Annotated in this window: 17 protein-coding genes; 13 read left to right on the top strand and 4 right to left on the bottom strand. The window is 57.6% G+C overall.

Annotation, left to right across the window (positions count from 1 at the left end):
• Positions 1–193 precede the first annotated feature (193 nt).
• The 3 genes from P3T23_RS29705 to P3T23_RS29695 are packed head-to-tail and all read left to right on the top strand — an operon-like array spanning position 194 to position 4,605.
• On the top strand, positions 194–1,435 hold the full coding sequence (locus P3T23_RS29705) for an acetyl-CoA C-acetyltransferase (RefSeq protein WP_429319660.1): 1,242 nt from the start codon (positions 194–196) through the stop codon (positions 1,433–1,435).
• A gap of 30 nt (positions 1,436–1,465) precedes the next feature.
• The gene (locus P3T23_RS29700) at positions 1,466–3,580 is read left to right on the top strand and encodes a 3-hydroxyacyl-CoA dehydrogenase NAD-binding domain-containing protein (protein ID WP_429319659.1); all 2,115 of its coding nucleotides are present in this window, start codon (positions 1,466–1,468) and stop codon (positions 3,578–3,580) included.
• A gap of 50 nt (positions 3,581–3,630) precedes the next feature.
• The gene (locus P3T23_RS29695) at positions 3,631–4,605 is read left to right on the top strand and encodes an NAD(P)H-dependent flavin oxidoreductase (protein ID WP_429319739.1); all 975 of its coding nucleotides are present in this window, start codon (positions 3,631–3,633) and stop codon (positions 4,603–4,605) included.
• Between the two features lie 185 nt (positions 4,606–4,790).
• On the opposite strand, the gene P3T23_RS29690 is transcribed toward P3T23_RS29695, so the two are convergent.
• Together P3T23_RS29690 and P3T23_RS29685 are read right to left on the bottom strand one after the other, a co-directional pair.
• Positions 4,791–5,924: a CaiB/BaiF CoA transferase family protein gene (locus tag P3T23_RS29690; RefSeq protein WP_429319658.1), complete on the bottom strand. Its 1,134-nt coding sequence runs from the start codon at positions 5,922–5,924 to the stop codon at positions 4,791–4,793.
• A 13-nt stretch (positions 5,925–5,937) separates the two neighbouring features.
• Entirely contained in the window at positions 5,938–6,303 is a 366-nt protein-coding gene (locus P3T23_RS29685; RefSeq protein ID WP_429319741.1) for a hypothetical protein, read from the bottom strand.
• On the opposite strand from P3T23_RS29685, the gene P3T23_RS29680 reads away from it, so the two are divergent.
• Positions 6,196–7,758: a fatty acid--CoA ligase gene (locus P3T23_RS29680; RefSeq protein ID WP_429319738.1), complete on the top strand. Its 1,563-nt coding sequence runs from the start codon at positions 6,196–6,198 to the stop codon at positions 7,756–7,758. The two genes, P3T23_RS29685 and P3T23_RS29680, sit on opposite strands and share 108 nt — an antisense overlap.
• A gap of 431 nt (positions 7,759–8,189) precedes the next feature.
• Here the strand turns inward: P3T23_RS29680 and P3T23_RS29675 are convergent, their stop codons facing one another.
• Positions 8,190–8,471 (bottom strand): hypothetical protein, encoded by a 282-nt coding sequence (locus P3T23_RS29675; RefSeq protein ID WP_429319657.1) that lies wholly within the window; start codon positions 8,469–8,471, stop codon positions 8,190–8,192.
• An 844-nt stretch (positions 8,472–9,315) separates the two neighbouring features.
• Here P3T23_RS29675 and P3T23_RS29670 point away from each other — a divergent pair.
• The 6 genes from P3T23_RS29670 (at position 9,316) to P3T23_RS29645 (ending at position 17,878) form a co-directional block, all read left to right on the top strand.
• The gene (locus P3T23_RS29670; protein WP_429319656.1) at positions 9,316–11,013 is read left to right on the top strand and encodes a DUF1302 domain-containing protein; all 1,698 of its coding nucleotides are present in this window, start codon (positions 9,316–9,318) and stop codon (positions 11,011–11,013) included.
• A 13-nt stretch (positions 11,014–11,026) separates the two neighbouring features.
• A complete protein-coding gene (locus P3T23_RS29665; protein WP_429319655.1) occupies positions 11,027–12,391 on the top strand; it encodes a DUF1329 domain-containing protein in 1,365 nt (454 codons plus the stop codon).
• A 170-nt stretch (positions 12,392–12,561) separates the two neighbouring features.
• Entirely contained in the window at positions 12,562–13,722 is a 1,161-nt protein-coding gene (locus tag P3T23_RS29660) for a WD40/YVTN/BNR-like repeat-containing protein (RefSeq protein WP_429319654.1), read from the top strand.
• Positions 13,722–16,139: an efflux RND transporter permease subunit gene (locus P3T23_RS29655; RefSeq protein WP_429319653.1), complete on the top strand. Its 2,418-nt coding sequence runs from the start codon at positions 13,722–13,724 to the stop codon at positions 16,137–16,139. Before P3T23_RS29660 ends, P3T23_RS29655 begins: the two co-directional genes overlap by 1 nt.
• Positions 16,140–16,587: 448 nt before the next feature.
• Complete coding sequence (locus P3T23_RS29650) at positions 16,588–17,097, top strand: nuclear transport factor 2 family protein (protein ID WP_429319652.1); 510 nt, start codon at positions 16,588–16,590, stop codon at positions 17,095–17,097.
• A gap of 55 nt (positions 17,098–17,152) precedes the next feature.
• Positions 17,153–17,878, top strand: a complete 726-nt coding sequence (locus P3T23_RS29645; protein WP_429319651.1) for an SDR family NAD(P)-dependent oxidoreductase — start codon at positions 17,153–17,155, stop codon at positions 17,876–17,878.
• A 335-nt stretch (positions 17,879–18,213) separates the two neighbouring features.
• On the opposite strand, the gene P3T23_RS29640 is transcribed toward P3T23_RS29645, so the two are convergent.
• On the bottom strand, positions 18,214–19,434 hold the full coding sequence (locus P3T23_RS29640; RefSeq protein WP_429319650.1) for a TetR/AcrR family transcriptional regulator: 1,221 nt from the start codon (positions 19,432–19,434) through the stop codon (positions 18,214–18,216).
• A 905-nt stretch (positions 19,435–20,339) separates the two neighbouring features.
• Here P3T23_RS29640 and P3T23_RS29635 point away from each other — a divergent pair.
• From P3T23_RS29635 to P3T23_RS29625, 3 genes are all read left to right on the top strand, one after another.
• Positions 20,340–21,098 (top strand): SDR family NAD(P)-dependent oxidoreductase, encoded by a 759-nt coding sequence (locus P3T23_RS29635; RefSeq protein ID WP_429319649.1) that lies wholly within the window; start codon positions 20,340–20,342, stop codon positions 21,096–21,098.
• A gap of 650 nt (positions 21,099–21,748) precedes the next feature.
• The gene (locus P3T23_RS29630) at positions 21,749–22,885 is read left to right on the top strand and encodes a serine hydrolase domain-containing protein (RefSeq protein ID WP_429319648.1); all 1,137 of its coding nucleotides are present in this window, start codon (positions 21,749–21,751) and stop codon (positions 22,883–22,885) included.
• 102 nt (positions 22,886–22,987) lie between these two features.
• A complete protein-coding gene (locus P3T23_RS29625; protein ID WP_429319647.1) occupies positions 22,988–24,103 on the top strand; it encodes a zinc-binding dehydrogenase in 1,116 nt (371 codons plus the stop codon).
• The last annotated feature ends 284 nt before the right edge of the window (positions 24,104–24,387 follow it).

Below are 24,387 nucleotides of genomic sequence, written 5' to 3'. Positions count from 1 at the left end.
CCGATTCTTGACCTGCGCACGCCTCAATTCATGATGGCACGGCATCGCATGGCATGTCAGGGTAACCCGCCGCCAAGCTTTCGCAGACTCTGGTATTGCTTTTCTATGCGACATCCTGCAGAGTAATGCACATTGACGAGTGAGTATGTTGTCGTGTGTTTTGTTACATACCTGTAAACGAGGAGTTCTCGGAATGACCGAAGCAATGATCATCGACGCGTGCCGCACGCCTCGGGGCACCGGCAAAATGGGCAAGGGCGCCCTTTGTGAAATTCACCCGCAGCGACTCGGAGCAACGGTGCTCAGAGCAATTGCGGAGCGGACCGGAATCAACACTGCTGACGTCGACGACGTTATCTGGGGTGCCAATACGCAGCGCGGCAAGACGGCCAATGATCTCGGTCGAATGTCCGCGCTCGATGCCGGATATGACTTCCGCTCCAGCGGAGTCACGCTGGATCGGTTCTGCGGGTCGGGGATTACGGCCGTCGCTATCGCGGCAGCCTCGATACGCGCGGGATTCGAGGATCTTGTAGTTGCCGGTGGTACCGAGATGATGTCGGTAAACACCGCCAGCAAGCGCCCCGACGATGGTCCTAACGTCTTCGACAACGGCAACCTGCATCTGCGCGCGCTCTATCCGCAATCGAATCAGGGCGTTTGTGCCGACGCGATCGCCACGCTCGAGAGGATTCCGCGCAGCGATCTCGACGCACTGGCCTATGAGAGCCAGCAACGCGCAGCCAAGGCGATCGAAGGCGGCCATTTTTCTCGAAGCCTGGTTCCCGTCTATCGTGATGACGGTACGCTTGCCCTTGACCACGAGGAGTTTCCGCGACCGCAAACGACGTTGGAGGGGCTCGCCCTGCTGAAGCCGGCATTCGAGGCGCTCGCTGACGTGGCCGTCGACGCGACCGGTAAGACCTTCCGACAGCTTATCAACGACCGGTACACTGATCTGGACATCCAGTTCGTGCATCACGCGGGCAACTCTTCGGGCGTGGTCGACGGCGCCGCGGCCCTGCTGCTGGCGTCGCCGTCCTATGCTGCCGCCCACGGGCTTAAGCCGCGCGGACGCGTTGTTGCAGTGGCCAATGTGGGCGATTGTCCTACGCTGATGCTGAATGCACCGGTGCCCGCGACCTGGAAGGTTCTCGCGAAGGCCGGGCTCACACTCGACGATATCGACCTGTTCGAGATCAACGAGGCCTTCGCCGTTGTTGCCGAGAAATTCATCCGCGACCTCAAGCTCGACCGGGACAAGGTGAATGTGAATGGCGGCGCCATGGCGCTTGGCCACCCAATCGGTGCTACAGGGGCCATCCTTGTCGGCACCATGCTCGACGAGCTCGAACGGAGAGACCTCCGCCGCGGACTGGTCACCATGTGTGCAGCGGGCGGCATGGCACCGGCGATCATCATCGAGCGCCTCTGACCGCGGCCCGGATTTATTTGAGGAATACCAATGGCTGCCATCAACGAAGTTGTCGATCTAAGCCCGGAACGCGACATTGCGATCGTTACAGTGAACTCGCCGCCGGTGAACGCACTGTCGGCCATGGTGCGCGAGGGGCTGTATAAGGCGTTTACCAGGGCGAATGCTGATACGTCGGTGCGAGCGATTGCGCTCATCTGCGAGGGGAGGACCTTCATCGCGGGTGCGGATATTAGTGAGTTTGGTAAGCCCAGCACTGGCCCCACGATTCGCGAAATCCAGGACCTGCTGGAAGGTGCAGCGAAGCCGGTGATCGTGGCAATCCACGGCACGGCCCTGGGCGGCGGGCTCGAGATCGCCCTGGCGGCGCACTACCGGGTGGCGACGAAAAGCGCCAAAGCCGGACTTCCAGAAGTGAACATCGGGCTGGTGCCGGGGGCGGGCGGCACGCAGCGGCTGCCGCGGATTGTTGGCGTTGAAACGGCGCTCGATCTGGTGACAAGCGGCCGCCATGTGCCGGCACAGGAGGCGCAGCGCATGGGCCTCTTCGATCTTCTCGTCGATGGCGACCTGCGCGAAGGTGCGATCGCGTTTGCGCGCTCGGTAGTGTCGGAAGGTAAACCGCTGCGTCGCATTCGCGACAACAACGAGAAGCTCGACGCAGCCAGGAGCCACCCTGAAATCTTCGCCGAGTTTCGAAAGGCCAACGCCAGGCGCTTTCGAGGTTTTGACGCGCCGCAAGCCAATATCCAGGCCATCGAGGCGGCCGTCAACGAATCGTTCGAGGTGGCGATGGAGATCGAGCGCGGCCTGTTCCGCAAGCTCGTGACGGGCACGCAATCCGGCGCGCAAAGGCATGTGTTTTTCGCCGTGCGCCAGGCATCCAGGATTCCCGACGTGCTGGAGGACACTCCAACGCGTCCGCTCAGGAAGGTAGGCATCGTGGGTGCGGGCACCATGGGCGGCGGTATTGCGATGAATTTCCTGAATGCCGGCGTGCCCGTGACGATTGTCGAGGCTGAACAGGCTGCCCTCGATCGCGGCATCGAGACAATCCGGCGCAACTACGAAAACACCCTGAGCAAGGGTAAGCTGAAGCCGTCGGATGTCGACGCCCGGATGGGCTTACTGACCCCGTCCCTGCAGTTCGGCGATCTGGCCGACTGCGACCTGGTCATAGAGGCCGTCTTCGAGCGGATGGACATCAAAAAGGAGGTTTTTGAAAAGCTCGACGGTATCGTCAAGCCGGGCGCCATCCTGGCCTCCAACACCTCCTATCTTGACCTGGATGCAATCGCGGACGCGACGTCTCGTCCGCAGGACGTGATCGGCCTGCACTTTTTCTCACCGGCGAACGTCATGACATTGCTGGAGGTGGTCCGGGGCAGCGCCACCGCAAAGGATGTAATCGCGAGCGCGATGATGCTGGGCAAGAAGATTGGCAAGGTTCCAGTGCTGGTTGGCAATTGCCACGGTTTCGTCGGCAACCGGATACTGGCCCAGCGACAGCGCGAGGTGCAGAAGTTGCTGCTGGAGGGCGCGAAGCTTTGGGATATCGATCGCGTGATCTACGACTTCGGGATGCCGATGGGGCCGTTCGCCATGAACGACCTCGCGGGCATCGACCTCGGACTCGACCCGGACAACAAGACACCGAACTCAGTGCGGGAGGTCCTCGTCCACATGGGGCGGCGCGGACAGAAAACCGGCGCCGGCTATTACGACTATGACGGCAATCGCAACCGATCGAACTCGGAGCTCGTCGAGCGGGTCGTTCGTGACTTTGCCGCCCAGCGCGGAATCACCCAGCGCGAGATCGGCGACGAGGAGATCCTCGAACGCTGCCTGTATCCGATGGTCAACGAAGGCGCAAAGATCCTTGAGGAAGGGATCGCGTTGCGAGCATCCGACATTGATGTCGTCTGGGTGAAGGGATACGGCTGGCCAGTGTATCGCGGTGGCCCGATGTACTGGGCGGAACTGGTGGGGCTCGAAAAGATCCTGGGTCGCTTGCGTGAACTGCAGAAGGTGCACGGCGACGACTTCAAACCGGCGCCGTTGCTCGAAAGGCTGGTGGCCGAGGGACGGGGATTCAAGACTCTCCAGGAGCCCACGAATCTCATTCGATCAGGAAGCAGCCTGTGAAAACCCGTGCGGCACGCGTGTGCCGTCACGCAGTGACGGGTGACGACAACATGAAAACGCGCATTACCGAATTGCTGGGCATCCGCTACCCGATCATCCAGGGCGGCATGATGTGGGTGGGCCGGGCGGAACTTGCCGCGGCTGTGTCGAACGCGGGCGGTCTCGGCATCGTGACGGCGCTCACGCAGCCGACGCCCGAAGCGCTAGCGCAGGAAATCGAGCGCTGCCGTGAGTTCACGGACCGTCCCTTCGGCGTGAATCTGACGATGCTGCCGTCGATCAATCCGCCGCCCTACGAACGCTATCTCGACGTGATTCTCGACTCAGGCGTGCGCGTGCTCGAAACCGCGGGTAACAACCCGCGCCGGTTCATCGAGCGTGCGAAGGCCGCGGGCGCGACTGTGATCCACAAGTGCGTCGCGGTCCGGCATGCCCTGTCGGCGGAGCGCAACGGCGTCGATGCGGTGTCGATCGATGGCTTCGAATGTGCAGGCCACCCGGGCGAGGACGACATCTCCGGCCTCGTACTGATTCCAGCCGCCGTGCGCAAGCTGCGCGTGCCGGTGATCGCATCCGGCGGCATCGCGGACGGACGCGGCCTCGCGGCGGCACTCGCGCTAGGCGCGGAGGGTGTCAACATGGGTACGCGCTTTTGCGCGACTCGCGAGGCGCCGATTCACGACGCGATCAAGGCGGCGCTGGTGGGCGCGAGCGAGCGCGATACGCGTCTCATCTTCCGCTCGATGCAGAACACTGCACGCGTGCTGCGCAACGCGATCTCGGAAGAGGTCGTCAGCATGGAGCGGCGCCCGGGCGGCACGACGTTCGAAGAGATCCGGCCGCTGGTCGCTGGCGCGCGCGGACGCGCAGCGCTCGAAGCGGGCCAGGTGGATGGCGGCGTGATCACGGCGGGCCAGTCCGTTGGTCTCGTCGACGACGTGCCGACCTGCGCGGAACTGCTGGAGCGCATGGTCACCGAGGCGCGCGAGCATATCGCCGCCGCTGCGACACGTCTTGCGGCGTAGCGTCGGCGCGGACTGCAACGCGGTCCTGGAAGCGTCCGGATCACAGATCACTGAACTGCCGAGTCGGCTCTCCACCCGCTCGCGCACTGTCTCAATGTGGTGGGCGAGCCCCAAAAGCGCCACCCGCAGATCGGGTGGTCGATGCTGTCAATGCAACAACTCGAGCGGCGTCGGGTCGAATCCGGTCATGGAAGAATCCCCCCGGAAACGAGCTCCTCGATCCGGCGCGTTGAAATTCCCCAGTCCTGCAACGTCTCCGTTGCCCCGTAGCGGCCGGTACGGGGGCCGAACTGGATGGTGGACGGCGTTGCCGAAAAGCGGGGTGCCGGCGCTGGTGTGGTCACACCGTCCAGTTCTACGAAGGTTTGGCGCGCGATATTGTGAGGATGACGTGGCGCCTCGAGCAGTGACAGGACAGGCGCGAAGCAGACATCGGTGCCCTCCATGATCGCGCACCATTCATCCCGGGTTTTCGTCCGGAAGATGCCGGCGAGGGCCTCCTTCATCTCCTGCCAGGCGGCACGTTCCATCTGCGGCTGGGTCAAAAGCCCGGTTGCGCCTGACTTCTCGAGCAGCAGCGCGTAGAACTGGGGCTCTATGGAGCCCACGGAGATCCAGTGTCCGTCGGCGCACTGATAGGTGTCGTAGAAGGGGGCGCCGCCATCTAGCGTGTTGATGGCGCGCTGATCGGTCCATCGCTTCCCTGCCAGCATGCTGTAACACAGCGTCAACAGATAGGCGGTGCCATCCGTCATCGCAGCGTCGACGACCTGGCCCTGCCCGGTGGCGCGTGCATGGATGAGGCCGGCTAGCAGACCCGCGATCAGGAACATTGCGCCGCCGCCAAAGTCGCCAATCAGGTTCAGCGGCGCGACCGGCTTGTCCGTCGTGCCGATCGAATGGAGCGCGCCGGTCAAGGCGATGTAGTTGATATCGTGTCCGGCTGCCTGGTTCAGAGGGCCGAACTGGCCCCAGCCCGTCATCCGCCCGTAGACCAGCTTCGGATTGCTTGCGAGCACAACCTCGGGCCCAAGTCCCAGCCTCTCCATCACCCCCGGACGGCCCCCTTCGATGACGATTTCGGCGGACGCACAGAGCTCCAGGCAGAGCGCAACAGCGGCTGCATCCTTCAGGTCGAGAGTGATCGTGCGACGGCCGCGCAGGTCGATCCGATCGGGCGTTGGGTCCATTGCACCCGGACGTTCGATGCGAATGACGTCCGCCCCCATATCGGAGAGCATCATCGCCGCGAATGGCCCTGGGCCGATACCGGAAAATTCGAGCACTTTTACACCAGAGATTGGACCACTGACTGTCATTTTCATCCTCCTGTTAGCCCTTCCGGGCAGCGGTCTGATAGTCTGTTCGATAAGATACCTTGTTGTCAGCATAAATGTCTATGAGGTATGATATCGTCATGGCGGGTTGGACGGATGCGGAGGAGAGAAACAGCATGATGACAAGCCCTTGTCGTAAGGCCATGAAGGGTGCCTGGCCAGCGCTTAGCTTCGGAAAGCAGGTCGTGGACTGGCGTGTGCTCTTTGCTTTCGGGCCGAAGCCATGATGGGTGAAGCCGTCGACTTCGACGCCATGCGAACGCTTGGCGATATCGCCCGATATCATGCGCAACATCGTCCTCTGGCCGTGGCGCTCAGCTTCGAAGGGCGTGAAACCGACTATGGAACGTTCGAACGCCATTCGAACCAGGTGGCGAACAGGCTACTCGCCCAGGGCATTTCGAAAGGGCAACGCATCGCCTATATCGGCAAGAACAGCGACTATTTCTTCGAGATTCTGTTCGGTGCCGCGAAGATAGGCGTCGTCCTGACTCCCATCAGCTGGCGGCTCGCACCGGCCGAGATGGCGTTCATGCTGGAAGACAGCGGGGCCGCGCTGATCTTCGCGGGGCCGGAAGTCGAGCCGCAGGTGCAGCAGGCCGTGCGCCTGCTCAAACAACCCGTGGACGCGATCGCTCTCGAGCCCGGCGGTGCCTGGTCCGAACTTTACGAGAACTGGCGAAGCGAGGGAAATCCCCGGGACGTGGAGTTCCGCCCGGACGAAGAGGACGTTGTACTGCAACTCTACACGTCAGGCACGACGGGGCGCCCGAAGGGTTCAATGCTGGCACATCGAGGCATCCTCGGCGTGCGCCGCCAGGCCGCCGCAGCCGGTATGAACTGGAACAGATGGAGCCCGGACGATGTCAGCCTCGACGCGATGCCGATATCCCATGTCGGTGGCAGTGTCTGGGGTGTCGTCGGCCTCTTCTTCGGCGCCAGGACGGTAGTCGCCAGGGAATTCGACGCGCTGAAGGTGCTAGATTTCATCGAACGGGACGGAATCTCCAAGATCTTCATGGTTCCGGCGGCGCTCCGGATCGTGGCGAACCAGCCGCGTGCGCGCCAGGTGGACTTCAGTCGGCTGCGCTATATCATCTATGGGTCTTCGCCGATGCCGCTCGATTTGCTTCGGCAATGCCTGGACGTCTTTGGCTGCGGTTTTTGCCAGACCTACGGGATGACGGAGACATCAGGAACAATCGTTTACCTTCCGCCGGAAGATCACGATCCTGCGGGCAACCAGCGCATGCGCGCGGCCGGCATTCCGATGCCCGGTGTAGAGCTCAAGGTCGTCGACGAACAAGGCAACGACCTGCCTCCCCACACCGTCGGGGAGATCGTTACGCGCTCCCAGGCCAACATGGTCGGCTACTGGGGGCTGCCGGAAGCCACGTCTCGCACGCTCGATGCCGACGGCTGGTTGCGCACAGGGGATGCAGGGTATCTGGACGAGGACGGCTACCTCTACATCAGCGATCGCATAAAGGACATGATCATCTCTGGGGCCGAGAACATTTATCCAGCCGAAGTGGAGAATGTTATTCACGATCATCCAGCAGTGGCCGACGTCGCGGTGATCGGCGTTCCAGACGAGAAATGGGGGGAGGCCGTCAAGGCGATCGTCGTGCTACATCCCGGCGCCGCAGTTGATGCAAGCGCAATAATTGCATTCGCCAGATCACGCATGGCCCACTTCAAGGCGCCCAAGAGCGTCGATTTCGTCGATGCCCTTCCCCGCAATGCGGCGGGCAAGATTCTGCGCCGCGAGCTGCGCGAACCGTACTGGGTGGGGCGCGAGCGGCGCGTGAACTGAAATCACAATGATGCGTTCATTCTTGATCTGTCACGGATCTGGGCTTTGGCTGAACTCAATTCACTTCCGCGATCCCGAAGGGATTCGAACAGAGGTAAGGTGCCTGGTGGCGTTCACTATTGGAGAATGACGCCAGTCACAAGCATTGCGCGCGCGGACGCGCCACGCGCACTCGACTCGTTCCTCAGAGCGCACTTGTTCAGCCGAAATACCTGGGCGCGACTCGGCGTCGACTTTTGCTACATTCGAGCAGTGGGCTCAAGCCCAGCGCCGAGCGCATTGCAAACATAAAGTTGTGCTCGGCGCCCGGCAAGTTCAACCTGAAGCGCTACCGGCGATGAGCATCGTGAGTACCAGCGCAGCCGCGATCCAATCGGGATGGCGTGCACAGGGCCGACAGGATCGCTCAGATTGAACACTCGTCGCCTGCCTCACGCAAGATTGGCAGCTATTCCATAAGTGGGCGTAATTTCGGTCATGGTCCAGCCGATGATTCCCTTCTTGAAAAGAGGCGCATCGTTATAGATCGCCTTCGCTGCCTCGACCGAAGGTGCCCGGATGATCGCCAAACCCTTGCCTGGCGACTGTGGAAGGACCGCCGCCAAAAGGAGCGAGCGATCGTTCGCAATCCGTTCCAGAAAGGCGCGTTGCTCAAGAAGATCTTGTTGCTCCGCAGCGGCCACGAACTGGATTTCGACGAGAAAATGAGCCATAGCATTCCCCTCCTGTCAGTCATCGGTTAAGTGTCGATCCGAGTATACCCATTTGTCAATCATATCACCAAGTAAGGATGTGGAGAGAGCATGGACACTCCGATCGGCGTGAGGAGGGCGTACCCATTGATCAATGCTATGGCATGTAAGAATGTACTGTCGATATGCGATGTCGAGGCCGGGAGCGCGCCGATGCGCTCCATGCGAAGCACATCCGTTCCCATATCGCCGGCATCGGGCACGCGAATAGATACCCGCAAACTCAAAAACCTTGACGCCCTTTCGGCGGCCCGGAAGTTGCCATAGCCTCATCTTTTCCTGGTAGTCGGTGTGAACAACATACTAAAGAGACGAAAAAAATCACAAGATAGTATGTATGTTCGATGTGCGTGACAGACCGAATGGGGGTATCAAACATATCCCTGCAATTATCCGAGGCGTTTGCCGGAAATGAAAACTGGCGACAGGTGCGGGCATACCCGAATGTCATTGATTATGGCAGTGTAGTACCTTGAATCCGTGGCCCGTACCAATGCTCCTTTTGGAGGCTCCGAAGTCGTCGAAGCATGTCTGCGATTGCAAGGTGGTCATGGCTACACCGCGCCCAATCGGGTGATTCGCTGAGGATTCGCAGGGCGTCGTTGTTCGGTCGTTCAATAACGCATCTGAGGAATCGATTAAACGAGCTACTTACAAAACAAACGGGTGAGCCGGGGTGTTGGAACATCCTGCGGCCACCAACCCGAATTGATAGACCATCGCCGTCTCGGTATGGCTGTGCCTGGATGGAATACTGGCTCGTGAAGACTGGATCAGAAATAAGGCTTGGTAGCCTGGAGGAGTCATGCATCACGTTAAATGCCGTTTGAAGTCGGCAAACCGGACGCTTGGGGGCACTGCGGCATGCGTGCTGCTTACCTACACTGCATCCGCGTACGCATTTCCGATCACGAGCGTGCCAGACTGGCAGATCAATTGGGACAACACGATCGCTTACAACCTCGGCGTTCGCGCGCAAGGGATCAATCCTGGCATTGGCAATAACCCGCTGTATAGCGAGTCCGACTACAAATTCCCACACGCTGGCAACGTGGTCACCAATCGCGTGTCGGATTTGATGGAATTTGACGCCAACCACGAGAATCAGTACGGGTTCAGGCTAAGCGCCTCTTTCTGGAAGGACTTCGCTTACGGTGGCGGGGTGTCAAATCACCCTGGTGATGCGGCTTTCGGAGTGCCATATTCAGCGTTGGGATCGTACTCCGGCAACCAATTCAGTAGTTACACCACGCGGTACTATCAACTGGGTGGAGAGCTCCTCGATGCCTTCGCGTTCTGGAATTTCAAGTTAAACGGTCAACCTGCGTCTCTAAAGGTTGGACGCCTGACGCAGTATTGGGGTAACACTTTGTTCTTTGGTACGCAGGGTGTCAGCTATGGGCAGAACGCTTCGGACGGCATCCAGGGGGCGGCAACCCCCGGGACCCAGGCGAAACAGCTCGCGATTCCACGCGGCCAGGTTTTGTTCGAGACACAACTGACTCAGACAACAGCGGTTGCAGCGGAGTACTTTTTTGAATATGCCGCGAGCCGCTTTCCTGAAGGTGGAACGTATCTCGGCACTGCGGGCTTCCTGTTCAACGGCCCTAATCAGCTTTTGGGAAGCATTCCGCGAGCCGGGGACGTTAAGCCAAACAACGGTTTTCACAACGACTATGGCTTTAAATTCTCGTGGTCGCCCACTTGGCTTCCGGGTGGAACAATGGGATTTTATTATCGTAACCTCACGGAAACATCGCCGTGGGTACTGGCGGGTGCCAATCCCGCAACGGGCGCGACGAATTATCACCTGGCGTATGCGCCTAACGTCAAGCTATACGGATACAGTCTCGATTTGCCGATAGGCGATTACAGCGCCGGCCTCGATGTGACGTATCGGCATAACACCGCGCTGAACAGTGGTCTGGGCCCGTTACCCAGTGACCCGAGCGGGCAAGCTGGCGCACGTGGTGACACGCTGAACATCGTCGCCAATGTCCTTGCCGGCCTGAGTCGATCGCGCCTTTGGGACACCGGCACCGCCATCGCCGAGGTCGCGTTCACCCAGAGACTACGAACCACAAGCAACAGCGCTCTCTACAATGGGGTTGGAAACGCTGCCGCATGCCCAACGGGCAATAAATGGAGCGGGTGCTCGACGAACAATTCGGTTGCTGCCGCGATTTCCTTCGACCCCCAGTGGCTACAGGTCGTTCCAGGCGTTGACCTCGACATGCCGATATTCGCTGAATATGGAATTTTCGGCAACACCCCAAGCCTGAACGGCACATTTCAGGGCGAACTGATTTACACGGTAGGTCTGCACGCGCTGATTCAGCAGAAATACAACGTGACGTTGCAGTATAACGGCTACCACGCTCACACAAGCGGAGGCATGACGGCGTTCGGTCCGGGCGGACCAGCGTTCTACGCCGGCGGAAATGGACCGTTTTTCTATAACGACAAGGGATGGATTTCTCTCACGTTGTCTGCCCAATTCTAATCGGAGACAGAAGATGCGACTCTTGCAAAAGCTTATTTTCGGAACGGGACTCGCACTTGCCGTCGGCAGTGCATTGGCCGGTGTGTCCCAGCAGCAGGCGGACCAGCTCGGCAAATCGTTAACTCTGTGGGGCGCGGATCCAGCAGGCAACGCCGACAAGACCATCCCCGCGTATACCGGAGGCTTGCCGACCACTACCGCCTCTGAGGGATGGGTCAAAGGAAGCGGGCGATATGACGTCGGTCCCTATGATGGCGAGAAACCATTGTTCTCGATTACTGCGAGCAACTACGAAAAATATGAGGGTCGTCTATCGGCCGGCGCGATCGCGATGCTCAAGAAATATCCGCAGTTTCGAGTTGACGTTTATCCGACGCACCGGAGCGTTGCGCATAGTAGTAACTGGCTTTCTCATTGCAAGACTAACGCGGTCGAGGCGAAGCTCAGTACCACGGGGAATGGATTCAGTGGTGCGTATTCGTGCGTGCCGTTCCCGATTCCGGTGTCAGGGGCGGAGGTCATGTGGAATATGGCAACCACGGATCTCTGGGGGGTCGACACCGCTATCCGACAGTCGACGTGGTATATCGATGCCGACGGGCATCTGACAGATGTCGGCCAATTAGACGCCGAGTTCGCCCAACCTTACCAGGATCCGAAAAAGGACGCACTGGACGACGGAGCGTACAGATTGCAGGTCGGGACCTGGATCGGGCCACCTTCACAAGTCGGCCAGAAAATCCTTCAGCGGGTTCCCGTGGACTATGACAAGACAGGGACGGTTACCTGGGTGTATTTCCCCGGCCAAAGGCGCACACGGGTGGCTCCCGATTATACCTATGACACGCCGATCGCACCGGACGGTGGAGCGATCAACTATGACGAGCTATTCGGATTCGCCGGTGCACTGGACCGGTACGACTTCAAGCTTGTCGGCAAGAAAGAGATTTATGTCATGTATAACTCAAATCGCATGATCTTCGCACCGGTCGACAAAATGCTTGCGAAGAGCGTGATCAATCCGGACGTATCGAGGTGGGAACTTCATCGCGTCTGGGTGGTGGAAGCGACACTCAAGGCGGGCAAACGACATGTGCAGCCTCGAAGGACACTGTACATCGATGAAGATACCTGGGCTTGCGTCGCAACCGATGCCTACGATCAGGGCGGGGCGCTGTTCAAGGTCGGCTTCTATCCGCTCCTACCGCTTTGGGATGAACAATCCTTTGGCCAAGGCATGATTTTTTACGATCTCAGCAAGGGTTCTACATACATCGAAGGGCACGCACGACCTAACGATTTCATCAAGGGTTCTGAGCATCTGGACGACATCAATAAATTCACACCCGCGGCGTTGACATCGAGTGGCTTGCGTTAGCCGAACCGGTGCAGCGAACTGGCGCTGGTGGCACCGGTGCGGGAATATCGAAAATGGCTTGCGATTGCCGAACTCGATATGCCGTGCCGGTACCAGTGATGCCGGGTAGGGGATGTCGCGGATGTTCGACGATTGCGTCGGACGTTTGCAAACGTAGGGCTACCGAGACGATGGATCTTTCCGAGCTTTTCAAAATGCGATTCCTGTTCGCCTGCGTGTCTGTAACCATGACGTTCCTTTGCATGGCAATCGAGGGACATGCTGCGGGCAGCACCTCGAGCACCGTATTCAAAGATCCACTCGTGACGCCAGCCGATGTCCGGGCTTCCGTTACGGTGAATCTTTCCGCACAGCCGATCCTCGCGTTGGCAAAGGTCAATGAAGGTTCGCGTGAACGGATCATAGCTGCAGGACTGCATGGCGTCATTCTGTTCTCGGATGACGGCGGAACGCACTGGAGGCAGGGCCTTGTTCCGGTTCAGTCAGACCTCGTATCACTGTCGTTCGTATCGCCAAAACAGGGGTGGGCCGTCGGCCACGAAGGGGTGATTCTTCATACGGACGACGGCGGCCAGACCTGGAAAAAGCAGTTCGACGGCGAAGTCGCTCAAGACACCCTCGTAAGTTCCTATAAGACACGCATTGCCAATGGTGAGAAGGGACTACAGCCATACCTGGACGAGGTCGAGCTGAACACGAAAAGTGGGCCGACCTGGCCATTCCTCAGTGTCTATTTCGAAAGCGACCAGATCGGCTATGCGGTTGGTTCCTTCGGCATGTTGGTAAGGACAGTGGATGGTGGAAAAACATGGCAGCCCTGGCTTGACCATATCGATAACGCAAATTTTCTGCACCTGAGCGATATCCGCAAGATCGGTCACGATATTTATATTGCCGGCGAGCAGGGGACCGTTTACCGCCTCGACCGCGAACAACAACGCTTCATCGCTATATCCCCGGGGTACAAAGGAAGTTTCTTCCATATTGTGGGTAACGAGCGCTTTTTGTTGGCAATTGGGCTGAATGGGACGGCATTTCGCAGCGTTGACGGCGGTCAAAAATGGGAGGCGGTGAATACGGGCGTGCGAACCAATCTGACGTCCGCCGCTCTGTCTGTCGATGACAAAGTCGTCGTGCTCACAGGGGAGAGCGGTCAGGTGATCTATAGCACAGACGACGCCCGGACCTTTGGCCCGCTGCACGTAGACAAGCCAATGCTGTTTGCCGATGTCGTGGCCGGCAGTGGCGACTGGTTTGTATTCGCGGGCTATCAGGGTATCGAGCGTAAGAAATTTCGCCCAGTGCAGAATTTGACCGGAGGTAAGGTGTGATGGCCGCAGTTTTCAGACCGGGTTCGATGTCCGTAATTAGTGATCCAGACAGATTTGATAGCCGATCCGGCATCTTGCTGGAGCGATTGATTTTTAATAATCGCCGTTTGGTCGTTATCCTCTGTGTGCTGTTGACCTTGTTTCTGGGCTACGAGGCAATCAGGATCAGAGTCAATGCGAGCTTTGAGAACATGCTGCCTCAGTCACAGCCATACATCAAGAATTACCTCGAGAACCGGACCTCGTTGGCGAGCCTTGGTAATGCAATTCGCATTGACGTCGAAAACACCAGGGGCGATATCTACGACCCGCACTATCTTCAGGTGCTGCAACGTGTCAATGACGCGGCCTATCTCATGCCGGGTGTCGATCGTGCTTTCATGAAATCGCTGTGGACGCCATCGGTACGGTGGACAGATTTCACGGAGGAGGGTTTCACAGGCGGCCCCGTGATGCCGGGCGATTTCAATGGTTCGAAAGAAATGAGCCGCAGGCTGCAATTCAATGTCGCGCGTGCGGGGTTGATCGGAAGCCTGGTTGCCAACGACCAGCGATCGAGCACGGTATTCGTGCCACTATTGGACACTGATCCGCAGACCGGCAAGCCTCTCGACTACGCGAGAATATCGCATTACCTTGAGGATAAGATCCGCGTCAATCAAACCGACTCAGTCCATATTCACGTCGTTGGTTTCGCGAAGCTTGTGGGGGACATGATCGATGGTCTCACGCAGGTGATGACCTATTTTGCAGCTTCGCTAGTCATAGCGGGCGTAATCATCCTGTTCTATACACGATGCATGCGAAGCACGGTGCTTATACTTTCGTGTTCGCTGATGGCCGTGCTCTGGCAACTGGGGCTAACTCGTCTGTTCGGCTTCGATCTCGATCCCTATTCGATACTTGTGCCGTTCCTGGTATTTGCAATTGGTGTATCGCATGGTGCGCAGAAGATGAACGGCATCATGCTCGACATAGGGGCGGGTACGCACAAATATGTTGCCGCCCGATATACGTTTCGGCGCCTATTCCTCGCCGGGCTTACCGCCCTGGTTGCCGATGCGGTAAGTTTCGCGGTACTCGCCGTCATTGATATCCCTGTCATACGGAATCTGGCGATCACCGCGAGCGTGGGTGTTGCGGTGCTCGTCGTCACCAATCTCGTACTGCTGCCGGTGTTGCTGTCGTTCACAGGCGTGAGCCCCGTTGCGGTGCGGCGCCTGATGCAGCGGTCGGAAGAGTCGAGCGGATCACCCTGGATCGAGAAATTGACCTGCTTTACGCAAAGGCGATACGCCACGTGTGCGTTGTTGGTCGCAGCATGCCTGGGCGCGGGCGCGTACGCGATCAGCCAGCACCTCAGAGTTGGTGACGTGGATGCCGGGGCGCCGGAGCTACGCGCGGATTCACGTTATAACCACGACGACGCTTTCTTCACGAAGCACTATGGGCTGTCGAGCGATCAGTTCGTTGTTATCGTCAAGACTCCTCCTGGCGGTGTCGGAACATATCGGACCCTAATCGAGGAGGACCGTCTGGAGCAGGTGCTTCGCGGGCTGCCATCCGTGCAGACGGTCGTCTCAGCATCGAACCTGGTACGCTTCGCGACCGCTGGCAACTACGAGGGCTCGCCGAAATGGCTCACGATCAACCGTGACCCATCAGTGGTTGCGCCGGCAATCAATATCGTGTCGGACAGCAATCCAGAATTGATTAACAAGGAATGGTCCGTCGGAACGGTGATTGCGTATCTAACGGATCACAAGGCGGAGACCCTGAGAAAGGTGGTCGAGGCGGTCGAGAGTTTCAGTCATACCCACAATGACAGCCAGCTCAAGTTCCTGCTCGGAGCGGGATCGGCGGGCATCGAAGCGGCGACGAACATCACCGTGGAAAAAGCCAACAGAAACATGTTGTACCTCGTCTACGGTGCGGTCATCGTTCTTTGTATGGTGACGTTTCGCGATTGGCGCGCGGTACTGGTCGCGATCATTCCACTGGCGTTGACGTCGATTATGTGCGAGGCGTTAATGGTGATGCTGAACATCGGTACAAAGGTTGCAACCTTGCCCGTGATCGCCCTCGGAGTCGGCATCGGTGTGGATTATGCACTTTACCTGCTAAGCGTTCAGTTGGCGCAGCAGCGCGCAGGCCTTCCGTTGAGAGAAGCGTACGCGAATGCGGTCGGGTTCACGGGCAGGGTGGTCGCGCTAGTCGGCATCACGCTTGCAACAGGGGTTGGCATATGGAGCTTGTCGCCAATCAAGTTTCAAGCCGATATGGGTATTTTGCTGGCGTTCATGTTTATATGGAACATGATTGGCGCGTTGATTCTCATTCCCGCACTATCACACTTTCTGCTAGTTCGCGTGTCACCGATTGAACGTGTGGCCTCGCTGCCAGGGGGAAGGGCATGACGGACATGGGTGACAAGGTCGTAATCGTCACTGGGGCAGCCAGTGGGCAAGGTGCCAAGGTTGCACTCACGGATATCAACGAGACTGGCGCCGCTCTAGCGGCAGATCTGGGAAGTGCCGGTCACTTTGTTCGCCATCCACGCAGGGGCACCCCGATAGTGCGTAGTCGTTTCGTAGCTACTGCAGGGCGTTGCTGATGCCGATCATTCGAAAAAAATGTCGAATCCATGGCAGCGCATCCGGCTCCTGGTCGAGTTCGGCCTGAACACCAGCGCCTGCATTGCCGCATAACTGAGGGGCCGTGGCCGGATGATGCGCGGTGCTCGACGGGTTGCCCGCTGACAGGCTGAAGCGAATGGTCGGTATAGATTTGGAATGCTCCAGATTCGGCGCGGGTTTGGTTTCCTATTGCTTGAATTAAGAAGCAGTTTAGACAACGGAGGCTGTGATGATTGATAACCGACTTGAGATTCTGTTGGACAAGCAGGCAATAACTGAGGTAATGCATCGCTATTGCCGCGGATTGGATAGGTTCGACATCGACTTGCTCCGAAGTGTCTTCTGGCCAGATGGCCAGGACTTCCATGGTGCGTTCGACGGGAGCGCATCGGACTTCTGTGCGTTCGTCGAAAGCAATGCGGGAGAGGGCTCGGTGATCAAGGTGACGCAGCATTCGTTGTCTAATGTGTTGATTGAACATGCTGGACAAACGGCACATGCCGAGAGCTATTTTCTTGCATACCATAGATTGGAGGGCGAAACCGCCGAGGACGAGTTTGTGGGTGGGCGATACGTCGATCTCTTCGAGAAGCGCGGAGACGAATGGCGTATAAAGATTCGGCGGACAATTTACGACTGGGCACGCAAAGAGCCGGCGACTGAGCGTTTGTGGGATCGATGGCCAGCCGCCTATGTCTTCGGCACCCGCAATCGTCAAGATCCGGTGTACTCACGTTAAACATTTGAATCGCTCAACACGGAGCGCCAACCCAGATTAACCATAGGAGCGGACAATGGGTACACTAAGTGGAAAAGTTGCGATTATCACGGGCGGCAGTCGCGGACAGGGAGCAGCTGAGGCGCGTCTATTCGCTAGCGAAGGGGCCCGTGTGGTCATCACCGATGTCAATGACGCCGGCCGCGAATTGGCGGCGGAGATAGGTGAATTGGCTTTTTTCAAACATCATGACGTAAGCGACGAAGCAAGCTGGGCCGATACAGTTGCTGAGACGCTGCAGCGATTCGGTCGCGTCGATATTCTTGTCAACAATGCAGGACTCTATGAGCCGGCCACTCTTACGGACACGACCCGGGAGCTATGGGATCTTGTCTACCGGGTGAATCAGCTAGGCGTTTTCCTTGGGATGAAGGCGGTTGCCAATGCTATGGCCGAGGGCGGTGGCGGATCGATTGTAAATGTTTCATCGCAGGCGGGGATCTCTAAAGGGCCTGGAATGTTCGCTTATGGGAGTTCCAAGTGGGCCGTTCGCGGCATGTCGCAATACGCCGCACTCGACTATGCACCCCTTAAAATACGCGTTAACGCAATATTCCCTGGTGCTATTGATACACCGATGCTCCTCAAGAACCCCCCGGAGTTCATGGAGATGGTTAAGGCCAATATTCCGATGAAACGGCTCGGCACGCCGCTTGAGATTGCGAATGCCGCGCTTTTCCTCGCCTCTGACGCATCGAGCTATATGACCGGTTCCGAGATCGCTGTCAACGGAGGATTATGAAGCCTCTCGGAACGGGTGGTAGCTTGGCAATGCTTTTCCAATGCAGCCAACGCCTTTCAAGCAGAGCCGGAGTTGGATCGCCCCGTTCCCTTTCGTAATCGTCCGAAATGCACATAGGCGGATTGTCGACCGGCTTGTGAGTCGACAATCCGTTTGGCATAGGTGTCTATAACAACTGGTTGCGGCTTCTTCGAATCCAGGAATTTATCGGCCAGGTGTAGTCATTGACCCGGCGTCTTGATTGGACGATAACCGCTCTGCGCGGCGAGCCTGAGGACATTTTCGAATACGGTCAACGTGTAGAAGAGGTGAGGGACGCGACGACGTCAATGGAATCAGAGCGTCCTGTAAGACGCCTGCTCGCTATTCAAGCTGGTCTTGTGTGGGCGAAGTCCGAGAAGCAAGAGCCGACTGATTTCGGCCGCAACGTCTGACACTGAGCGTTTGCCATTGTCTTTCGACGATATCAAGTAGTTGAAGGAACCTGCGGATGCCTGCTTGACGGGTTCAAAGTCCAGGCGTCTCAAGCTCCCGTCCCTGACGCCACGCTCGGCCAGTTTCACTGACCTGGCCCACAACTCGCCCGCGCGCCGAACAATCTCCTTTTGAAGCTGCTTGGACAACATTTCAGCACCGGTGCTCATCCAAAGAGGGGAAATGTCTTCAAGCTGGGCTTCCACGTTCAATTCGATCGCTATTACCGTGCATTCGAGGCCCGTCGAACCGTTCTCCGCCACCGACATGATCTGCTCATAGATATTGAAAGCACGCTCATAACAATAGGCAACGAGAGCTGGCTTGCTTTGGAAGTAGTGGTAAACGACGCCCTTCGTGGCGCCTAGTTCTAGTGCGACGTCGTCCAAAGAAACGCCATCTATTCCTCGACTATTGAAAAGCCGCGACGCTACCAGAGCGAGCAACTCACGACGATCGTCCCAATCAGAAACATGCGGATTTTGGATCACGTCCTGGATACGCTGTCGCGACGGCAGGACCTCCATCCCTTCAGACGCCATTCCATCTGTTATGAGGTCGGGAATGGCATTTGCCATACGACCCGCAAAGTCCTCGTCGGGGGCACTTATCCATAAGAGAGATAACGTTGACCACGACAAAATGCCCAATATGGCCTGGCATACAACTTCGACGTCGCAATTTCTGATGGACTTGTCCTTGATTCCCTCCCTGATCAGTAGCGCCAACGCCTCAACGTTTTCTGACCGCAAATTCTCGACCAAGTCCTGCTGGGTTTGCGAAAGAAAGGCAAGTTCGGTCAGGACAGCCCGGGGTTGGTTAATGCTCGAATCAAGCGCCAGGCGAAGAAATGTTACGACCTTACCTAAACCATTTGCATTCGCTTGCGCAGCGCGATCGAGATCCTCGCGAAGCAACGCGATGCTTCGCGAGTAACATTGATACACAAGATCCTGCCGATCGATGCAATAGTTATAAAGGGCAGCTCGGCCGAGCCCAACACGGCGGGCGATCGCCGTTAGGCTGGCCCCTGCAACTCCAGAACGGTTAAATTCCACCGTCGCTTCATCGAGGACAGCCATATGTCGCGCTGCACGCGCCGCGTCTGCTAATGACCGCATCACATTTCCAGACCAAGAATCGCGACCGGATGAATGAAGTTGGTCGACCCCGTCACAAGGCTATTGAAGAACCGGTACAGCCAATTACCTTGCATTTCGCGGTCGAAGTGTTTTTCAAATGCTGTAGAAGACGCGAACCTGGATCGATGAAAATGCCAATTGACTTCGATCAAATCACAGGGGGATGTCCACGCCCGAGACCTCCGAACACAGAAAACCTACCATATGTTCTGCTCCCTGGAATCCATCTTCGGCCCTAAGGGTGCAGCCACACAATCGCGCGAAGGGTTGCTTGATCCGGGCCGCTCGTGGGTTAAAGCGAAAAAACTTTACCGCCTCTTGTCAGGCTATTTTGCGTGGTTCGCACACTGTTGACAAGGAACTTTTAATCACCGGAACTGCGGTAATAGCGCACCGACCGTCGATCTGCTGCGGCATGTGGTGCTTTCGGGTAAATGCTGTACCGGGGAGAGGGCGCCATGGCATTTGCGACGCGTGTGACCAGCAACTAGTCTTCGTCGCCGCTTGTCGCGACTCCGCCGATGGAGAGTTCCTACGCGGGTACCCTACGAGCTCTAAACCGAATCGTTCTGGACGCTTCGGTATCTCTACGGTGATGCACCAAAAGCCATTGCCGCTCACTCACTCGGCTTCGGCCGTGTAAGGCGAGTCAGGAACCCCTTCTACTCAACACCCTGCATCGATGCCTTCCCTATTCCGGTACCTCGCTTCGGGGCTGCAACTCGATAAAATAAACATCCTATGTAGTCACGAACATTGACAGCACGGTATGTTGCGACTATCCTGAAGTTGAAGGCTGTTTAGACCGTCTGGATCTTATTTAGAGCTTGGAGCAAGGGAAAATCATGAAGATTGTGGAGACTGCCGTCGTCACAGGCGGAGCGTCGGGTCTCGGTCGTGCCACGGCCGAGCGCCTTGTTCAGGCCGGAGCAAAGGTGGTAATCGTGGATTTACCAGGGTCGGAGGGGGCGGTCGTCGCGTCGGAGATCGGGGCAGTGGCATTCGTGGCGGCCGATGTCACCTCTGAGAGTCAAATGGAAGCTGCATTCACAGCGGCCGAGGAGTTTGGTCCGGTCCGGGCGACGGTTCACTGCGCAGGTCGTGGTGGAGCATTGCGGACGCTTGATAAGGAAGGGCGGCCGGGATCACTGGAGACTTACGCTGCGATTGTGACGACCAATCTCGTCGGAAGTTTCAATGTTCTCCGTCTTGCTGCGGCCAGCATGGCAAAAGCAGATCCGATCGACGGGGAACGAGGTGTCATTGTTCTGACGGCTTCGGTGGCGGCCTACGAAGGCCAAATTGGCCAGATCCCTTATGCATCTGCCAAGGCGGGCATTGTCGGAATGACGCTCGTCGCGGCACGCGACCTGGCGAATCGGGCAATCCGGGTATGCAGTATTGCTCCCGGCATCTTCGATACGCCGATGCTGGCGCGCGTTGCTCCGCAAGTACGGGAAGCGCTCGGGCAATCCGTACCGCACCCTGCTCGACTGGGCCGGCCCGAGGAGTATGCATCGCTTGCGGAACATATCATCGCGAATTCGATGCTGAATGGCGAAACCATTCGTTTGGACGGGGCGCTTCGAATGGCGCCACGGTAGTCCGGGTTGGCGACCCGGGAGGAAGCACGATCTCGACCGTGAAGCATTGGATGTCTACTCACTTGAGAGCGGCCGTCGAGCAATCTCCGCAGTCGAAAGTGGGGTTTTCGACGCAGAGATAGGTCGCTTCTGAATGAAAAACTATCTACTGAACTATTCGTAAATGCATGACATGAGATTACGACCATGGATACAGGCAAAAGATCCCTGCGTTCGCAGGTTGATAAATGGCTTGCGCTTGCACCTACGCGGGTAAGTCCCTTGCGTGTCGCCCGATTTGGGCGCACAGCCAAAGGTGTGCGCTATGTGTGCGTCGAGGTGGTGAGGCTCGCTGGTCCCCTGACCATCGCTTTCTTTCACCACGAGGACGGAAACTGGCGCGTGTTCCCGCCCGAGAGCGGCCGTTACGGAAAGAGAAATGCTTAGGCACAGATCCGCGAGGCATGGGTAAGCACTTCGAGTTCATGCCTCGCAATCGTGGCTTTTGATCCGCCGTGAGCAACGCACGAGGGTTTCAACGGGGCGTCAGGAAACTATTTGATTCCCAGTAGAAAAGCGAATTGATGGTCGTGCATTGAACGAATGAACAGGATGGCGCCTATCAAACGCTATCCTCCAGAAAACCAGATTACATCTTAAGGTGGACACGAATGAATTCGCCTATCGTTGATATACACGGATTTTGTTCTCCGAAATTTGACCGCGTCCAGGAGGTGTTCGTCGAGAACTTCCGCGAACATGGGGAACTAGGCGCTGACTTCGCACTGATAGTCGGAGGAGAAGTGGTTGTCGATATGTGGGCTGGGCATCGGGACGTGGCGCGCCAGCAGCCGTGGGAGCGCAACACGATAACGAATGTCTGGTCTACAACCAAGGGTGTGATGGCGGCGTGTTTTGCAATTCTGGTTGATCGCGGTCTCATGTCGTACGACGACGAGGTGCGGCAGTATTGGCCGGAGTTCGCTGAAGCAGGAAAGTCCAAGGTGACGATCGGAATGCTGCTTGCGCATCAGGCAGGGCTGAGTGGTTTCACGACGCCCGCCACGATAGATGATCTCTTGTCTGGAGAGGTGGCTGCACAGCGGCTGGCTGCTCAGGCACCCATTTGGGAGCCCGGGACCACGGCGGGCTATCACGGCATGACTCTCGGGATTCTTGCTACCGCGCTTTTCTCCCGGATTGAGGGGCGGTCGATCAAGCAGTTCGTTGCGGAGGAGTTTGCTGCTGAGTTTGACCTGGACATTTCGATCGGTGTGCCGCCGAAAGACGAGGATCGTGTGGCTGAAATGTTACCTGTGCCAGATTTGAATGGGTTAAAACTGGATCCTGAAAATCGCGCCCAGCAGGCAGCGTTCACGAATCCATTTACCCCCGCCTCTCTTTCAAACGATGTCGCCTGGCGTGCTGCCGATCTGCCGTCTGCGAACGGGTACAGCAACGCGGGCGCGCTGGCTCGTTTGTACGATCTGCTTCTGCGGCAGCGCAAAGACGGAAAGGTGCTAGTACGACGTGCAGCGGTGGAACAGGCGGCGCGCAGTCGATTCGAAGGTACGGACCTGGTCAAGGGTAGCTATACGCGGTGGGGCGCGGGATTCTGGTTGAATCCCGGACGGCTGTATGGACCGAATCTTGAAGCATTTGGACACAGCGGTTGGGGTGGGTCGTTCGCATTCGCCGATCCAGTGGCTGACCTGGCGGTTGGTTACACCATGAATCGTATGAGCGACCAATTTGACCTCGACCCGCGTCGACGTGGATTGATCGATGCACTCTATGCCTGTCTGTGAAAAGCAAATGCCACGAAGACGCGAAGCCGCCCTTTTCGCACTCTTGAGAGCTTTCGGCGATGATTGTGAGCAGACCACGGATTGAAATCAAGGAGGCCGCGAATGCCTCAGACCTTTAGGCAGTGGATTTACGCCAAACCTGTGGTGAACGATACGCTCGAACTGGAACAGTTCGAGATGCGAGAATGCACGATTCCGGAACTTGAACCCGGACAAGCTCTGGTCCGGGTGGTTCTCGTCAATGTTCATTCGGCCACTCGCATGCGGATGGCCAGAGGGATCACGAAACCTGGCGAAACTGACCCGTCGAACTATGCATGTGCGGTGGTGATCAAGTCACGTGATCCTGCCTTCAAAGAGGGTGATGTCATTACATGCCAGACGGGCTGGCAAGATTTTCAGGTGATCTCGAGCTCCGATAAGGCCATCGGTTACCCATCCCCGAGCGAACTGGTCAAGGCGTTAAACGGCACCAATTCACAATGGACCTACGCCTTCAGGCCCGCGATGGTGAAGATGTGGTCGCCTGCGGTGCTGATGGAAATGTTCGGCACCTCTGGCATGACCGCGTACTTCGGGGTGCGAGAGTGTGGTCCGCTCATGCCGTCCGATAAGGTCGCCGTGGCTGGTACCGCCGGCTCTGTGGGCTCGATTGCGGCTCAGCTTGCGAAGATTTCCGGAAGCTACGTGGTTGGGTTTGCCGGTGGTTCTGACCGATGCCAATGGGTCGTCGATACTCTGGGTATTGACAGTTGCATAGACTATCGATCGGGCAACCTCAAAGCCGAAATTGCTGACGCCTTCCCCGACGGGATTGACGTCTATTTTGACGGTGTAGGTGGGACGCTTACCGAAGCCGTAGTCGGACTGATGAATCGCAATGGGCGCATGGTGTCCTACGGGGCGGCCGCCGCACTCTATGCCGACAAATTTGACAGTGGCAGTGTACCCACGACACTGCGTCAGATGGTCGGGATTACAGATGAGATCGAGACGATTCTTCGCGAACGGAACATCAAGTCGGAGGCCTGGATTGTCGATGCGTTCTATCACGAGCGCCATCGCGCGGAAGACGACCTGTCCCGTCTGATGCTCGCAGGGAGACTAAAGCCCATCAGAAATATGGTAGTGGGTTTTGAGAATCTGCCAAACGCAATAGTCGGGATGTATCGAACAGGCCACGCCGGGAAGCTGCAAGTGGAATTTGGCACGTTGTGACGAATGGCGAAATGCCGTCCAGATCTATCGACCTGTCTGCTACTCCGGTTGGTTGGGCACGAGACCGCCGAAGGATGAAGCGAAACGCATCCGTAGTGGCTATTCGTTCCGGTAACTGATTTTGGACAGATGCAAGACACGCGGATACATCGATTCGGAATTGACTTTCGATGTCGGGATCAGGTACCTGTTCGCCCAGCAACCCCAATCGAGCCCGGGGCGTACGCCAACGCCATCGCGGCGGCATTTCCCGAGAGTTAAGGTTATTTGCCGGGCATTTAAGG

The sequence above is a fragment of the Paraburkholderia sp. GAS448 genome (assembly GCF_050435685.1).
Classification (GTDB): Bacteria; Pseudomonadota; Gammaproteobacteria; order Burkholderiales; family Burkholderiaceae; genus Paraburkholderia.
The sequence above is the reverse complement of the archived record's forward strand: the minus strand, read 5'-3'. Positions and strand labels throughout refer to the sequence as shown.

What these genes read in the sequence shown, in the direction of transcription:
- P3T23_RS29705 (WP_429319660.1), top strand. Translation starts at nt 194, where the DNA reads ATGACCGAAGCAATGATCATCGACGCGTGCCGCACGCCTCGGGGCACC.
- P3T23_RS29700 (WP_429319659.1), top strand. Translation starts at nt 1,466, where the DNA reads ATGGCTGCCATCAACGAAGTTGTCGATCTAAGCCCGGAACGCGACATT.
- P3T23_RS29695 (WP_429319739.1), top strand. Translation starts at nt 3,631, where the DNA reads ATGAAAACGCGCATTACCGAATTGCTGGGCATCCGCTACCCGATCATC.
- P3T23_RS29690 (WP_429319658.1), bottom strand. Translation starts at nt 5,924, where the DNA reads ATGACAGTCAGTGGTCCAATCTCTGGTGTAAAAGTGCTCGAATTTTCC.
- P3T23_RS29680 (WP_429319738.1), top strand. Translation starts at nt 6,196, where the DNA reads ATGCGAACGCTTGGCGATATCGCCCGATATCATGCGCAACATCGTCCT.
- P3T23_RS29685 (WP_429319741.1), bottom strand. Translation starts at nt 6,303, where the DNA reads ATGGCGTTCGAACGTTCCATAGTCGGTTTCACGCCCTTCGAAGCTGAG.
- P3T23_RS29675 (WP_429319657.1), bottom strand. Translation starts at nt 8,471, where the DNA reads ATGGCTCATTTTCTCGTCGAAATCCAGTTCGTGGCCGCTGCGGAGCAA.
- P3T23_RS29670 (WP_429319656.1), top strand. Translation starts at nt 9,316, where the DNA reads ATGCATCACGTTAAATGCCGTTTGAAGTCGGCAAACCGGACGCTTGGG.
- P3T23_RS29665 (WP_429319655.1), top strand. Translation starts at nt 11,027, where the DNA reads ATGCGACTCTTGCAAAAGCTTATTTTCGGAACGGGACTCGCACTTGCC.
- P3T23_RS29660 (WP_429319654.1), top strand. Translation starts at nt 12,562, where the DNA reads ATGGATCTTTCCGAGCTTTTCAAAATGCGATTCCTGTTCGCCTGCGTG.
- P3T23_RS29655 (WP_429319653.1), top strand. Translation starts at nt 13,722, where the DNA reads ATGGCCGCAGTTTTCAGACCGGGTTCGATGTCCGTAATTAGTGATCCA.
- P3T23_RS29650 (WP_429319652.1), top strand. Translation starts at nt 16,588, where the DNA reads ATGATTGATAACCGACTTGAGATTCTGTTGGACAAGCAGGCAATAACT.
- P3T23_RS29645 (WP_429319651.1), top strand. Translation starts at nt 17,153, where the DNA reads ATGGGTACACTAAGTGGAAAAGTTGCGATTATCACGGGCGGCAGTCGC.
- P3T23_RS29640 (WP_429319650.1), bottom strand. Translation starts at nt 19,434, where the DNA reads ATGGCTGTCCTCGATGAAGCGACGGTGGAATTTAACCGTTCTGGAGTT.
- P3T23_RS29635 (WP_429319649.1), top strand. Translation starts at nt 20,340, where the DNA reads ATGAAGATTGTGGAGACTGCCGTCGTCACAGGCGGAGCGTCGGGTCTC.
- P3T23_RS29630 (WP_429319648.1), top strand. Translation starts at nt 21,749, where the DNA reads ATGAATTCGCCTATCGTTGATATACACGGATTTTGTTCTCCGAAATTT.
- P3T23_RS29625 (WP_429319647.1), top strand. Translation starts at nt 22,988, where the DNA reads ATGCCTCAGACCTTTAGGCAGTGGATTTACGCCAAACCTGTGGTGAAC.